Source organism: Caulobacter sp. FV2ye17ST, assembly GCF_058680955.1.
Genome location: NZ_CM178727.1, coordinates 514,897 through 527,591, shown reverse-complemented (window position 1 = coordinate 527,591; position 12,695 = coordinate 514,897). Strand labels below are relative to the sequence as shown.

Below are 12,695 nucleotides of genomic sequence, written 5' to 3'. Positions count from 1 at the left end.
AAACAGGTCTTCGCCGGGCGAGCCCGACGGAGAAGCGGGGCGTATAGACGGTTTGGGGATGGATTTCAACCGGGGGCGACAGGAAACGCCCGACGCAGGCTTGATACCGCGCCGGGCTGGTCTGTCAGGTCGCGGTGAGCGCGCCATCGACGGTATAGACGCCGCCGTTGCAGTAGGTGGAATCGTCAGAGGCCAGAAAGGCCACGAGCCCAGCGACCTCCTCGGGCGTGCCATAGCGCCTGGCCGGCACCATCTGGCTGGTCAGGTCGTGGGCGGCCTTGGCGTCGGCCGACTGGCTGCTGTTGATCGACTGCATCATGCGGCTCTCGATCGGACCGGGATTGACGCAGTTGACCCGCACGCCCTTGGGCGCGGCCTCGACGGCCGCCACGCGGGTTATGCCCACGACGGCGTGCTTGGAGGTGCAATAGCCGGCCATGCCCGGCGAGCCCATCAGGCCAGCGACGCTGGAGGTGTTGATGATGCTGCCTGCGCCCTGGGCGTACATCACGGGCAGAACATGTTTCAGACCCAGGAAAACCCCCGCCACATTGACGCCAAGCACCTTCATGAAGGCGTCCAGAGGATAGTTTTCGATCGGCTGAATGGGGCCTTCGACGCCGGCATTGTTGAAGAAGATATCGATCCGGCCGCATTCGGCCTTGGCCGTCTCGATATAGGCCTTCACCGAAGCCTCGTCGGTGACATCGGCTTCGGCCGTGACCAGCTTGGCGCCCGCAGGCAGGGCGGCTTTCAACTTGGACCAGTCGGTTCCGGGGATGTCGACGGCCACGATGGTCGCGCCACGCTCGGCCAACAGCTTCGCGGTCGCCGAGCCGATCGCGCCGGCCGCGCCGGTGATGACGGCGACCTTGCCGTCGAGAACTCGTGTCATGGAAGTGATCCTTGCTACGGCGTGTTCCGCCAACGTCTTAAACTGTAACAAGCGTTGTTTCGTTGCATCCCGCGTTTGGACCGGCCAGCGAGCGGCGCACGCTCGGCATGTTACGCCCGCGCCGGCGGCCTTTCGAGATGACTTTTCATGACGCCCAGCCCCACGCCCATGGCGGGACCGTACACATCGGCCAGGGCATGCGGCAGGACGTCGGCGGTCCAGACCACCCGGGATCGCCCTTCGCCGGCGTCGACGATCACGATGGCCCCATTGTGGTGAGCCACGCTCTCGCCCTGGATCGTCCAGACCAGCCGGCGGCGGATGTCGTCGCGATCGATGATCACCTCCCTGGCGACCGCGCCATTGCCAAAGGTGACGATCCGGACCGCCGGGTCGGCGCCGACCACGAGCTGGGTGTCAACGACGAAGCCCGGGGCCAGCCGGGTATGCAGCGCGCCGATGTCGGCGACCGCGTCCCACACGGTGTCAGGGGTCGCGTCGATGAGGATTTCCTGGTGGATCGAGGCCATGTTGCTCTCCTTCTTGGCCCCCAAGGCCTAGCAGCGGACCTATCCCGCGACTGGCAGGAAACGGACGTGGTCAACCGGCGCGTGATGCGTCCCGGCCCGCATGCGGTATCGTCCAGGCCAAGGAGATCGCCATGGACGGATCGGATCAGCCCGCGCTGACGCTGGATTTCGAGTTCTGCGAGCGCGTTCGCCACGCCCGCGACCCGGCCTATGACGGCCTGATCTTCATCGCGGTCACCTCGACCCGGATCTACTGCCGGCCGGTCTGCCCGGTGCGCCAGCCGCTGTCCCGGAACGTCCGCTACTATCCCAGCGCCTGCGCCGCCGAGGGCGCGGGCTTTCGCCCCTGCCTGCGTTGCCGGCCCGAGAGCGCCCCGCACTCCCCGGCCTGGATGGGCGTACGCGCCACCGTCGGTCGCGCCCTGCGGCTGATCGAGGACGGCGCCCTGGACGAGGCCGACGTCTCCACCCTGGCCGAGCGCCTGGGCATAGGCCCGCGTCACCTGTCACGCCTGTTCCGCGTCCACCTCGGCGCAACGCCGTCGAAGGTGGCCCGCACCGCCCGTGTCCAGCGCGCCAAGCGGCTGATCGACGGCACCGACCTGTCGATGACCGAGATCGCCGGCAGAGCAGGCTTTGCCAGCCTGCGCAGCTTCAACGCCGCGTTTCGCGAGATCTATCGCCGCGCGCCCAGCGACATCCGACGCGGCAAACCCGCAAAAGCCGCCGGATAGCGCCGCGCCCTCTTCTCGCGGTCGCGGTTTTCTGAATTATCGGCCCTGACGAGGGACGAGGAGGGGGCTTTCATGACACGCAAGCTGATCGCCGGGGCTCGCGCCCTGCTTCTGGGCGCCCTGTTCCTGAGCGCTCTGTCCGCAGGACAGGCGTTCGCCGAACCCCGCTTCCAGCCCGTGCCGCGTGCGGTGATCGTCGATCCGGCCCGCGATCCCAAGCATCCGGCCGACATGGCCGCCTTCACGCTTCCGACTGGGAGCGTGGCCGTCAACGCGGTCTTCTACCTGGCCTCGGGGCCCGGACCGCATCCGACGATGCTGTTCCTGCACGGCTTCCCGGGCAACGAGACCAATATCGACCTGATGCAGGCCGTGCGTCGGGCCGGCTGGAACGTGCTGAAGATCAATTATCGCGGCTCGTGGGGCAGCCAGGGCAGCTTCAGCTTCGCCGGCGCCCGCACCGACGCCGAGGCCGCCGTCGACTTCCTCACCCAGCCGGCCAATATCGGCAAGTACCGGATCGATCCCAGGCGCATCGTCGTGGCCGGCCACAGCATGGGCGGGTTCATGGCCGCCAGCGTTTCGGCCGCGCGGCCCTCGGCGGTGGCCGGGACCATCCTGATCGACGCCTGGAACATCGGCGGCGACGAATACTTCGCCAAAACCGATCCCAAGGTCCTGGCCGAAGAGATCCGCCCTGACACCGCACCGCTGGCCGGAACCAGCGCCGAAGCCCTGATCGCCGAGATCCGGCGCGACCAGGCCAAGCTGGACCTTTCCGCCCTCTCGCGAACCATCGCCGCCCGCCCCGTGCTGATGATCGGCGCCGAGCGCGGCATCGGCCCCGTCACCGCCACGCTCGCCGCGGCCGCGCGCGAGGCTCATCCCGATATGGTTGTGGAAGCGCAGCACCCGACCGATCACAGCTTCTCGGACTCGCGCATCGCGCTGGAAAGCGAAGTGCTGCGCTGGCTGGCCCGCTTCGATCCGACCATTGCCCCGGCCGGCGCCCGCCTCCCGCTGAAAGCGGCCTATGACGAGGCCAATCCCTTCGCCAGGATCATCCGGGGCGAGCTGCCGGCCTACAAGGTCTATGAGGACGCCGAGGTGCTGGCCTTCATGGATCGCGCGCCGATGGAGCCGGGCCACGTGCTGGTGATCTCCAGGACCTCCAAGGCCCGCAACATCCTGGAGATGGACCCGAAAGACCTCGCCAGGGTCATGGCTGTCGCCCAGAAGGTCGGGCAGGCAGAGGTCGACGCCCTGGGGCTGGAGGGCTTCATGATCCTCCAGAACAACGGCGTGGGTCAGAGCGTGCCGCACCTGCACGTCCACGTGATCCCCCGTGTCGCTGGCAAGCCTGTTTACATGGTCGAGAACGCCCCGGCCGATCCCGGGGACCTCAAGGCGATGGCGGTGAAAATCAAGGCGGCGATGAAATAGGCGAAGGGATAGCCCCTACTTCAGACCGTCCTCGGCCAGGGTGTAGGCGACGATCGCATTGGCGTGGCCGTGGCCCAGGCCGTGCTCGGTCTTGAGCATGGCCACAAGATCCATGTGCTTGGCCGGATAGCGCGCCCGGACCAGGGCCTGCCAGTCCGCGACCGGCCGGCCATAGGTCTTTTCGATCGACGGAAAATAGGACGCCGGGCCCTTCACCTTCTCATCCGCCACGTCGTTCCTCCTGCTCCAGTTTCGCCAGAACCTGCCGCGCCGCCGCCACGCCGGTGGCGAAACAGGCCTGCAGCAGATAGCCGCCGGTGGGAGCTTCCCAGTCCAGCATCTCGCCAGCGACGAAGATATCCGGCGCAGTTTTCAGCGCCAGCCCGTCCAGCGACTCCAGCGTCAGGCCGCCCGCCGAAGAGATCGCCCGGTCCAGCGGCTGGGTTCCCGTCAGCACGATCGGCGTGGCCTTGATCGCCGCCGCCAGGGCGACAGGTTCCGCCGGGAGGTCCAGGCCATGGGCCTCGCGCAGCAGATTGACCTCGACCGGCGACAGGTTGGCGGCCTTGCGCAGGAAATTGGCCACGGACTGGCCGTTGCGGGGCTTGGACAGTCGCGCCGCCAGGGTCTCGACCGGCATGTCCGGGCGCAGGTCGATCTCGAGGATCGCCCGCCCGTCGGCCGCGATCGCCTCGCGCGGGGCCGCGTCCAGGGCATAGACCGCACCGCCCTCCAGGCCATAGCCGGCGATCATGGCGTCGCCCCGCGCGACCGCCTCGCCCAGCCGCACGGCGATGTTCTTCAGGGGCTCACCGGCGAAGCGGTCCCTGAACACCGCGCTCCAGGCGACATCGAAGCCGCTGTTGGCGGCCACGAACGGCGCCACCGCCGCGCCTCGGGCTTGCAACAACTGGGCCCAGGCCCCGTCGGAACCCAGCTTCGCCCAGCTGGCGCCGCCTAGGGCCAGGATCGTCGCGCGCGGCCGCACGGTCTGGGCGCCCTCGGGGGTGAGAAACGAGAGGGCGCCGTCATCGGTCCAGCCGCGCCATTCGGTCCTGGTCCGCAGCGACACGCCCTGCCCCTCCAGCCGCGCCAGCCACGCCCGCAGCAGCGGCGAGGCCTTCAGAGCCTTGGGGAACACCCGGCCGCTGGAGCCGACGAAGGTGGCCTGTCCCAGCCCCTCCGCCCAAGCGACCAGGTCGGCGGGCGTGAAGCCCTCCAGCATCGGCCGCAAGGTCAGACTGGCCGCCCCATAGCGCTGTGCGAACCGCGCGAAGTCTTCCGAGTGGGTGAGGTTCAGCCCCCCGCGCCCGGCCATCAGGAACTTGCGCCCGAAGGTCGGCATCTTCTCGAACACCGCCACCGACCGGCCGGCGGCGCTCACCACCTCGGCGGCCATCAGCCCGGCCGGCCCGCCGCCGATCACGGCGACGTCGAGGTTGAGGGCGTCGCTCAAGCGGGCTCGATGTCGGTCAGCGAAAAGTCGTCGCCCTTGAACAGCAGCGGCACGCCGTGATTCCGCGCGCAGGCATAGGCGAAGCAGTCGCCCATGTTCAGCCTGGCGGGGTGAGCGCCCTTGCCGAAGCGGATGTGAGCCTGCAAGGCGACGACTTGCTCGGCCTGCCCAATTGGAAGGACGCGTGCGCCTGCCAAACTCTGTAGAGCTCCAAGCTTGAGCGAAGCCGCCTCGACGCCGCCTGTCGTCTGCCGCCCAACGGCGCGAACGGTTTCCCAGTTGGCGATCGCCGAAGTCGTTACGTCGATCGCGTCCGCCAGCTTCTCACGGAACATCTCGGCTTCCGGCTCTTCCAGCAGAATGGCCGTCCAGGCCGAGGCATCGACAAACATCAGTCTTCGTACATTTCGTCGAAGAACGCCTTGTCCGCCTTGAGCCCCGTACGGGGCCAGCTTGCGACCTCCGCCGATATGGCCCGCATCTTCGCCAGTTTTTCGGCGCGCGCCTGATCGCGCGAAGCCAGGGCTTCGGCGGCGGCCAACTTCACGGCCTCAGTAATGCCAAGCCTGGTTTTATCAGCCAGTTCGCGCACCAGGGCGTCGGTCTCGGGATCTCGAACGTGGAAAGCCATCGGACACCTCCGTCTAGCCGGAACATAACACTGGCTAGCCGACCTCACAACGCGAGCCCCAAACGCAAAACGGGCGCTGGATTTCTCCAGCGCCCGTTCCGATTAGTCAGAAGCTCGAAAGGCTTAGACGATCGACGAGGTGTCGACCTTGAAGCCCGGGCCCATCGTCGAGGACAGGCCGATACGCTTCACATAGATGCCCTTGGCGCCCGAAGGCTTAGAGCGGTTCAGCGCTTCGATCATCGCCTTGACGTTGATCAGCAGGGCTTCGTCGGTGAACGAGACCTTGCCGATGCCGGCGTGGATGATACCGGCCTTTTCGACGCGGAACTCGACGGCGCCGCCCTTGGCGTCCTTCACGGCTTGACCGACGTTCGGGGTCACGGTGCCGACCTTCGGGTTCGGCATCAGGCCGCGCGGGCCCAGCACCTTACCGAGGCGACCGACCAGGGCCATCATGTCCGGGGTCGCGATGACGCGATCGAAGTCCATGAAGCCGCCGGCGATCTTTTCGTACAGATCTTCGGCGCCGACGTGTTCAGCGCCGGCCGCGGTGGCTTCGGCCGCCTTGGCGTCCTTGGCGAAGACGGCGACGCGGACGTCGCGGCCGGTGCCCGACGGCAGGTTCACAACGCCGCGGACCTGTTGGTCGGCGTGGCGCGGGTCAACGCCGAGGTTGACCGAGATCTCGATCGACTCGTCGAACTTGGCCTTGGCGTTGGCCTTCACCAGGGCGATGGCTTCCGAAGCGGTGTGGGTGGCTTCGCGATCGCCGGTCCAAGCCTGGATGCGCTTTGCTTGCTTAGCCATGACTTAGGCCTCCACGATCTTCAGGCCCATGGCCTTGGCGGAGCCTTCGATGATCTTGGCCGCGGCCTCGAGATCGTTGGCGTTCAGGTCCTTCATCTTCTTTTCGGCGATCTCGCGCAGCTGGGTGCGCGTGACTTCACCGACGGTTTCGCGACCGGTCAGCTTCGCGCCGGACTTCAGGCCGGTGATCTGCTTCAGGTAGTGCGTCGCCGGGGGGGTCTTGGTGACGAAGGTGAACGACTTGTCTTGGTACACGGTGATCACGGTCGGCAGGGGGGTGCCCTTTTCGACGTTCTCGGTGCGCGCGTTGAACTCCTTACAGAAGCCCATGATGTTGACGCCGCGCTGGCCCAGTGCGGGGCCGATGGGGGGCGAAGGCGTGGCCGAGCCAGCCTTCACCTGGAGCTTGATATAGCCCAGGATCTTTTTAGCCATTGTATCCTCTCAAGAAAGCCGAGCTAACGGCCTTCGCTGGTTGGCCGTGGTGCGGGCTTGGCGTCCCTTCCACGGATTTAAGCCCGCCATAACGACGAGCACGCCCCGGGACGGAGTCCTGGAGCGAGGCGGGGCGTGTAGCAGTCAGGGCGGCGGGAGTCCAGCGGCGCGCGGCGCCTAGCCCCGCGCATCCAGGTGCATCGCGCCGGGCGTGGCGCTGGAGTCGTAATAGCCCACCACGCCTTCGGCGAAGTAGTGGCAGACGATCGACTTGCGCGACCGCGTCAGGTCCTCGCGCACCGAACCCGCATGCATCAGGTTCTCATGCCAGATCAGCACGGTGCCCGCCTTGGGGCGATAGACCTGGGGCGTGACCGCCGCGTCGTCCAGCATCTGCTTCCAGCGCGCCACCACCTTGTCGCCAAAGCCCGTCCAGTCGCCGTCCACGACCGGCGGCAGATCGACGGTCTGGCGATAGATGCGCGGCAGGCGGTGCGTGCCCGGATACACCATCAGCTCGCCCGAGGACGGCTGGACGTCTTCCAGCGCCGTCCACACGCCGCACATGTAGCCCGCCGGGAACGGCGTCAGGTGGATGGTGTCCTGGTGGTGATCCTGCTGCGATCCGAACACATAGGTCAGCGACTGGCAGGGCCGCGCGGGCGCATCGAAGATCAGGTCCAGCAGGCGCATCACCTTGGGATGGAGCCACAGCTTGCGCACGGCCGGATAGGGTTCGTGCAGATTGTGCAGCCGCTGGCTGGATCCCCACTCATAGCCCTCTCGCCGGGTGGCGACGGCGTCGTCGATCGCCAGGTTCAGGGCTTCCAGCTCGTCGGCGCCAAGCAGATCCTCGACGACGAGGAAGCCCTGCTCGACGAATTGCTTGAGCGCGGCGGCATCGGCGGCGTCGATGACGCCGTCCTGGAGAAGGGTGGCGATATGGGCGGCCGCGACCTCGGGTTCGCGGTCGAACCAGGGCGTCGCGTGGCGATCAGCGTAGTCGTAAAGCTCGCTGCCGCATTGATCGATGACCACCGGCGCGCCCTGCCGTTTCAGGGTTTCGGTCACGCGCTCGGCCAGGGCTCCGCGATTTTGGGCGAAGACCGAGGCGTCGGCCTGCGCCAGAAGACCGCCTTCGGCGTCGACCAGCTCGATCCGGATGGCATGGACGCCGTCGCCCAGCAGATGGCCATGCAGCGCCAGCCACCAGGTCTGCTCATGCGGCGCGAGGGCGATGTCCGCCGAATAGAGCGCTTCACCGTCGCGCGCCTTCAGGACCAGGGTGGCCGGCGTGGACTCGGGCGCGGAAGCGGTCACGAAGATCCGGATCAGACCGGCGGTCGGTTCGGCGGAATAGTCGATCGACAGGAAAGCCCGAGGCGCAGGCTCAGGGGCCGCCGCAGGCGCTGCGGGAGCCGGCGGCCTCAGCAGCGCGCCCACCCGGCGCAGAACCCTGAGCGGCAGGGTCCGGAACCCGGAAAGACGGCGACGAGCAGACATAAGCGCGACTGGCATGGGACCCGACACTGGCAGGGATCAAAACGTGTGCCGGGGCCACTCACAACCCAGACAGGGCGCAACCTAGCCGGGTTCGTCGCACGTTTGAATGGCGATCGCGCGCCGCCGCCCACATTCATTCCAAGGCGCCGCTTTCCAGGCCGCAAGGCGCCCGGACAGGGCTCGCCTACCCCCGCGCCAGTTCCGCCTCCACCTGCCCCAGCCGCTCCTTGCCGAAGAACATCTCCGGCCCGACGAAAAAGGTGGGAATGCCGAACACGCCCCGCGCCGCGGCGGCCTCGGTATTGGCCATCAGGGCCGCCTTGACCTCCGGGTCGGCGGTGGCCGCCAGCAGGGCCGCGCCGTCCAGATCCGCCGCATCCAGGGCGGCGGTGAAGACGGCCGGATCGTCGAGCTTGAGCCCCTGCTCCCACATGCCCTTCAGCATGGCGTCCAGATAGGCGACCCCCACCCCGGCGCGCTGGGCGGCGATCATGCCGCGCATCAGCAGCAGGGTATTGACCGGAAAGTGCGGATTGAACCGGAAGGCGGTCAGGCCATGGGCCGCGATGAACCGCCGGGTCTCCAGCATCTCATAGTCCATCTTTCCCTTGATCCCGCCGAAGGCGATCATCGGGGCCTGGTTGCCGGTCAGCTTGAAGATCCCGCCCAGCAGACAGGGCGTCAGAACGATCCGCGCGCCGGTCCGCGCGGCGATGGCCGGCAGGATGGCATGGGCCAGATAGGCGTTGGGACTGCCGAAGTCGAAAATGAATTCGACCGTTTTCTCGGGAACTTGGGTCATGTCGGAATCTCCGCGAAGGGCCTGGCCCCTACCAGGCTTCGGAATGGGGGCGCAGGTCGATCTCGTGCGTCCAGGCCGAGCGCGGCTGGTTGTGCAGCCAGACATAATTGGCCGCGATCTCGTCGGGCTTGAGGATCTCGTCGCGGTCCAGCAGGCCCTGCACGTCGTCGCGCATCTGGCGGGTAAACACCCCGTCGATAGCCCCGTCGACCACCACATGGGCCACATGCACGCCCTGCGGTCCCATTTCGCGCGCCAGGCTCTGGGCCAGCGCCCGCAGGCCGGCCTTGGCCGAGGCGAAGGCGGAAAAGCCGTCCTTGCCGCGCAGGCTGGCGCTGGCCCCGGTGAACAGGATCGTGCCGCGACCGCGCGGCGCCATCACCCGCGCCGCCTCGCGCCCGGTCAGGAAGCCGGCGAAGCAGGCCATCTCCCAGACCTTGGAAAACACCTGGGCCGTGGTGTCGACGACCGTGAAGCGCACGTTCGCGCCGATGTTGAAGACCACCACCTCCAGCGGCCCCACCTCGGCCTCGATCTGGTCGAACAGGGCGACCATCTCGGCCTCCTGGCGGGCGTCAACGCCATAGGCGCGCGCCCGGCCGCCGCCGTCGCGGATGGTCTGGGCCAGGACTTCCAATTGATCGAGATGGCGCGGGCGGCGGGTCATGCAGACCTCGTAGCCTTCGGCGGCGAAGGCCCGGGCGATCGCGCCGCCGACGCCGTCGCCGACGCCCACCACCAGGCACGCGCCCTTTCCGGTCTTCGCCATCGCCATCTCCCTGATCTCGTTGCGATCAAGTTCGTATTGAATCTGTACTGAGTCAAATGCAGAATGGCGGCGCACGCAAAAGGACCCCGACGCCATGAAGTGGGATGATCTCGCCGCACAGCCCTGCTCGGTCTCGCGATCCCTGGCCGTGATCGGCGATCGCTGGACCCTGATGATCCTGCGGGACTGCTTTCTGGGCGTGCGGCGGTTCGAGGCCTTCCAGGCCCGCCTGGGCATCTCGCGCAGCATTGTCACCGATCGCCTGCGGGTGCTGGTCGAGGAAGGCGTGCTGCGCCGCGAGGCCTATCAGGCCAATCCGCCGCGCCACGACTACCGGCTGACCGCCAAGGGGATGGACCTGCACCCCGTGATCATGGCCGTCGCCCATTTCGGCGACACCTACTATGCCGGCTCCGAGGGCCCGCCCCTGCTGCGCCGGCACAAGGGCTGCGGCTGCGACTTCCATCCGGTGCAGGTCTGCTCGGAATGTGGCGAGACCGTCACCGCCCGCGATGTCGAGACCCGCGAGGCGTAGGGCCCGGAGCAGGTCGGATTGTCGATGGGCGCGGCCGCAGACAGCAAAAACCCCGCGCCGTCGCCGGCGCGGGGTTTTCGAAACTCTGACCGGCTGGCCGAAATCAGCTGATCTTTTCGACCTGGTTGTATTCCAGCTCGACCGGGGTCGCGCGGCCGAAGATCGAGACGGTGACGCGAAGGCGCGAGCGCTCTTCGTCGACCTGCTCGACCGAACCGTTGAAGCTGGCGAACGGGCCGTCGGTGACGCGGACGTTCTCGCCGATCTCGAACAGCACGACCGTCTTGGGACGCTCGACGCCTTCTTCGATCGTGCCGATGATGCGCTGGACTTCCTTTTCCGAGACGGGCTGCGGCTTGGAGGCGCTGCCCAGGAAGCCGGTGACCTTCGGCGTGTTCTTGATCAGGTGATAGGCTTCGTCCGAGAGGTTCATTTTCACCAGCACATAGCCGGGGAAGAACTTGCGTTCGGCGTCGACCTTGCGACCGCGACGGATCTCGACGACGTTCTCGGTCGGAACCAGGATTTCGGAGAAGCTGTCCTCGAGCCCCTGGCTCTTGGCTTGCTCGCGGATGCTGTCAGCCACCTTCTTCTCGAAGTTCGAGTAGGCGTGGACGATGTACCACTTGTGGTTCGGGTTGGACGCGGTTTCGGTGCTCATGGTCTCTTATCCCGCGGCGAACGACAGGAGCGCCTTGGCTCCAAGGCCCAGCAGTCCATCGACCGCCGAGAAGAACAGGGCCGCCAGAACCACCATCATGAAGACCATCACCGAGGTGATCCAGGTCTCCTTGCGGGTGGTCCAGGTGATCTTGCGGGCTTCGGCGCGCACTTCGCGGAAGAACTGCACGGGGTTCGTGCGCTTCTTCTTGGGCGTCGCCGCCGCGGCGGGGGCCCCACCGGCGGGCGCGAGCGCAGCCGCCGTACGGGCGGCGCGGCTCTTGATCGCGGACGGGCTCGAACCCGGTTTCCTGGCCATGCTCTTGAGGCTCACGACTTTCCAAAACGACAGGACCGGGGGCCGGACCTCTCGAAGACATATAATGGCAGGAGTGGGGGGACTCGAACCCACGACTTTCGGTTTTGGAGACCGACGCTCTACCAGCTGAGCTACACTCCTGCAGACCATGGCCCCTTTCGGGTCCCGGTCTCTGGAAATGGACAACCCGCCGGAAGCCTTCAAGGGCCGTCGACGCGCTGGGTCCAATCGCCAGAGCCGCGCCATTTAGCAGGGTCGTCTCCGCCGGGCAAGCGGCCGCAAGCCGTCTGCATGGCGTTCGTGCCAACGAAAGCCGGCTAGGCGAGGTCGAACCTCGCCAAACCGGCCCGGCGTAAAGGCCAGAAGCAGAGAGACAGGGCCTTTGAGCCAGACGGATCGAACGCGCAGGTCCGCGCGTTGAGACCGCATGACCCAGCCCATCACAGCCCAGGACGCACCGGCGCCGCCCTCGAAATCGGCGCGCGCCTCGAATCCCTCGGTCGAGAACGAGAATCTTCGGTCGCCCTCGAGCGACGGCAAGCCGCCGCGTCCGGCGACGGAGCCGCAGGGCAGCGAAGACAGCACGCAGTCTCCCAAGACCCGCACGGATCCGGGGTCGGGCGAAAGCTGAAACCGTCGGGCGGCCGCTGACGCGCCGCCCGTCCCGGCCTGAAAGTCTAGCCCGCCTTCTTGTCGGCCTTTTCGGTGGAGGCCGAGGTCGAGGGCGGCGCGCACTGAATGCCCAGATAGGACCACTTCACGTCCGTCAGTTGACGGCCGCACTCGGTGTTCTTGCCCAGGTCCTTGCCCTGCAGCGAGATCGCCACACCCTTGGAGGGATCCGGCGCCGGGCTGGCGCTGCTGATATCGTAGTAACCGCCGGCGCGACCGCGAACCACGAGGCACGAGGTGGTTTCGACCGGCCTCACGCAACCGGACGCCGTGACGGATTTAGCTTCCAAGACAACCTGCTGGGCCTGCGCGACTTTCGTCTTCGCGCCGCCATCGCTGCAACCGGCCACACCAAACGCTAACAGACTGGCCGCCGCGGCGGCCCTCACGAACCTTACCCGCATACGTTCCTCCGTATCGTTGGCTCCGCGAACGAAGCAGAACGAAGTCTGCGCCCCGTTTGGGTGGTCGGCAATCACATTTTTGACGCATTTCGAAAAA

Annotated in this window: 18 protein-coding genes and 1 tRNA gene; 4 read left to right on the top strand and 15 right to left on the bottom strand. The window is 67.0% G+C overall.

Annotated elements, in window-relative coordinates:
- Positions 1-124: 124 nt before the first annotated feature.
- Both ACW17V_RS02655 and ACW17V_RS02650 read right to left on the bottom strand, forming a co-directional pair.
- Entirely contained in the window at positions 125-895 is a 771-nt protein-coding gene (locus ACW17V_RS02655) for an SDR family NAD(P)-dependent oxidoreductase (RefSeq protein WP_492107345.1), read from the bottom strand.
- Between the two features lie 110 nt (positions 896-1,005).
- On the bottom strand, positions 1,006-1,425 hold the full coding sequence (locus tag ACW17V_RS02650) for an SRPBCC family protein (protein ID WP_492107344.1): 420 nt from the start codon (positions 1,423-1,425) through the stop codon (positions 1,006-1,008).
- A 131-nt stretch (positions 1,426-1,556) separates the two neighbouring features.
- On the opposite strand from ACW17V_RS02650, the gene ACW17V_RS02645 reads away from it, so the two are divergent.
- Positions 1,557-2,159, top strand: coding sequence for a bifunctional transcriptional activator/DNA repair enzyme AdaA (locus tag ACW17V_RS02645; RefSeq protein ID WP_492107343.1), 603 nt, complete (start codon positions 1,557-1,559; stop codon positions 2,157-2,159).
- Between the two features lie 72 nt (positions 2,160-2,231).
- Positions 2,232-3,602, top strand: a complete 1,371-nt coding sequence (locus ACW17V_RS02640) for an alpha/beta fold hydrolase (protein WP_492107342.1) — start codon at positions 2,232-2,234, stop codon at positions 3,600-3,602.
- 15 nt (positions 3,603-3,617) lie between these two features.
- Here the strand turns inward: ACW17V_RS02640 and ACW17V_RS02635 are convergent, their stop codons facing one another.
- The 9 genes from ACW17V_RS02635 to ACW17V_RS02595 all read right to left on the bottom strand — a co-directional run bounded on the left by ACW17V_RS02635 (position 3,618) and on the right by ACW17V_RS02595 (position 10,008).
- Positions 3,618-3,833: a DUF4287 domain-containing protein gene (locus ACW17V_RS02635; RefSeq protein ID WP_492107341.1), complete on the bottom strand. Its 216-nt coding sequence runs from the start codon at positions 3,831-3,833 to the stop codon at positions 3,618-3,620.
- On the bottom strand, positions 3,823-5,001 hold the full coding sequence (locus tag ACW17V_RS02630; protein WP_492108726.1) for a TIGR03862 family flavoprotein: 1,179 nt from the start codon (positions 4,999-5,001) through the stop codon (positions 3,823-3,825). Before ACW17V_RS02630 ends, ACW17V_RS02635 begins: the two co-directional genes overlap by 11 nt.
- Positions 5,002-5,054: 53 nt before the next feature.
- The gene (locus tag ACW17V_RS02625; protein ID WP_492107340.1) at positions 5,055-5,450 is read right to left on the bottom strand and encodes a type II toxin-antitoxin system VapC family toxin; all 396 of its coding nucleotides are present in this window, start codon (positions 5,448-5,450) and stop codon (positions 5,055-5,057) included.
- Positions 5,450-5,689, bottom strand: coding sequence for a type II toxin-antitoxin system VapB family antitoxin (locus ACW17V_RS02620; protein WP_492107339.1), 240 nt, complete (start codon positions 5,687-5,689; stop codon positions 5,450-5,452). Before ACW17V_RS02620 ends, ACW17V_RS02625 begins: the two co-directional genes overlap by 1 nt.
- 123 nt (positions 5,690-5,812) lie before the next feature.
- Positions 5,813-6,499, bottom strand: a complete 687-nt coding sequence (gene rplA, locus ACW17V_RS02615; RefSeq protein ID WP_492107338.1) for a 50S ribosomal protein L1 — start codon at positions 6,497-6,499, stop codon at positions 5,813-5,815.
- 3 nt (positions 6,500-6,502) lie between these two features.
- Positions 6,503-6,934, bottom strand: coding sequence for a 50S ribosomal protein L11 (gene rplK, locus ACW17V_RS02610; protein ID WP_007661528.1), 432 nt, complete (start codon positions 6,932-6,934; stop codon positions 6,503-6,505).
- 177 nt (positions 6,935-7,111) lie between these two features.
- Positions 7,112-8,437 (bottom strand): phytanoyl-CoA dioxygenase family protein, encoded by a 1,326-nt coding sequence (locus ACW17V_RS02605; protein ID WP_492107337.1) that lies wholly within the window; start codon positions 8,435-8,437, stop codon positions 7,112-7,114.
- A gap of 184 nt (positions 8,438-8,621) precedes the next feature.
- Positions 8,622-9,239, bottom strand: coding sequence for a 2-hydroxychromene-2-carboxylate isomerase (locus ACW17V_RS02600; protein ID WP_492107336.1), 618 nt, complete (start codon positions 9,237-9,239; stop codon positions 8,622-8,624).
- A 28-nt stretch (positions 9,240-9,267) separates the two neighbouring features.
- Positions 9,268-10,008: an SDR family NAD(P)-dependent oxidoreductase gene (locus tag ACW17V_RS02595; protein WP_492107335.1), complete on the bottom strand. Its 741-nt coding sequence runs from the start codon at positions 10,006-10,008 to the stop codon at positions 9,268-9,270.
- A 94-nt stretch (positions 10,009-10,102) separates the two neighbouring features.
- Here ACW17V_RS02595 and ACW17V_RS02590 point away from each other — a divergent pair, with 94 nt between their 5' ends.
- Positions 10,103-10,543 (top strand): winged helix-turn-helix transcriptional regulator, encoded by a 441-nt coding sequence (locus tag ACW17V_RS02590; RefSeq protein ID WP_492107334.1) that lies wholly within the window; start codon positions 10,103-10,105, stop codon positions 10,541-10,543.
- A gap of 103 nt (positions 10,544-10,646) precedes the next feature.
- Here ACW17V_RS02590 and nusG read toward each other — a convergent pair whose 3' ends face one another.
- The 3 genes from nusG to ACW17V_RS02575 all read right to left on the bottom strand — a co-directional run bounded on the left by nusG (position 10,647) and on the right by ACW17V_RS02575 (position 11,663).
- A complete protein-coding gene (nusG, locus tag ACW17V_RS02585; RefSeq protein WP_419319958.1) occupies positions 10,647-11,204 on the bottom strand; it encodes a transcription termination/antitermination protein NusG in 558 nt (185 codons plus the stop codon).
- A gap of 6 nt (positions 11,205-11,210) precedes the next feature.
- Positions 11,211-11,522 carry a preprotein translocase subunit SecE gene (gene secE, locus ACW17V_RS02580; RefSeq protein ID WP_492107333.1) on the bottom strand — a complete coding sequence of 104 codons (312 nt, stop codon included), beginning with the start codon at positions 11,520-11,522 and terminating at the stop codon, positions 11,211-11,213.
- Between the two features lie 65 nt (positions 11,523-11,587).
- Positions 11,588-11,663: transfer RNA gene (locus ACW17V_RS02575), tRNA-Trp, on the bottom strand.
- A 286-nt stretch (positions 11,664-11,949) separates the two neighbouring features.
- On the opposite strand from ACW17V_RS02575, the gene ACW17V_RS02570 reads away from it, so the two are divergent.
- Positions 11,950-12,153 carry a hypothetical protein gene (locus tag ACW17V_RS02570; protein ID WP_492107332.1) on the top strand — a complete coding sequence of 68 codons (204 nt, stop codon included), beginning with the start codon at positions 11,950-11,952 and terminating at the stop codon, positions 12,151-12,153.
- 46 nt (positions 12,154-12,199) lie between these two features.
- Here ACW17V_RS02570 and ACW17V_RS02565 read toward each other — a convergent pair whose 3' ends face one another.
- The gene (locus ACW17V_RS02565; RefSeq protein ID WP_492108725.1) at positions 12,200-12,598 is read right to left on the bottom strand and encodes a hypothetical protein; all 399 of its coding nucleotides are present in this window, start codon (positions 12,596-12,598) and stop codon (positions 12,200-12,202) included.
- Between the last annotated feature and the right edge of the window lie 97 nt (positions 12,599-12,695).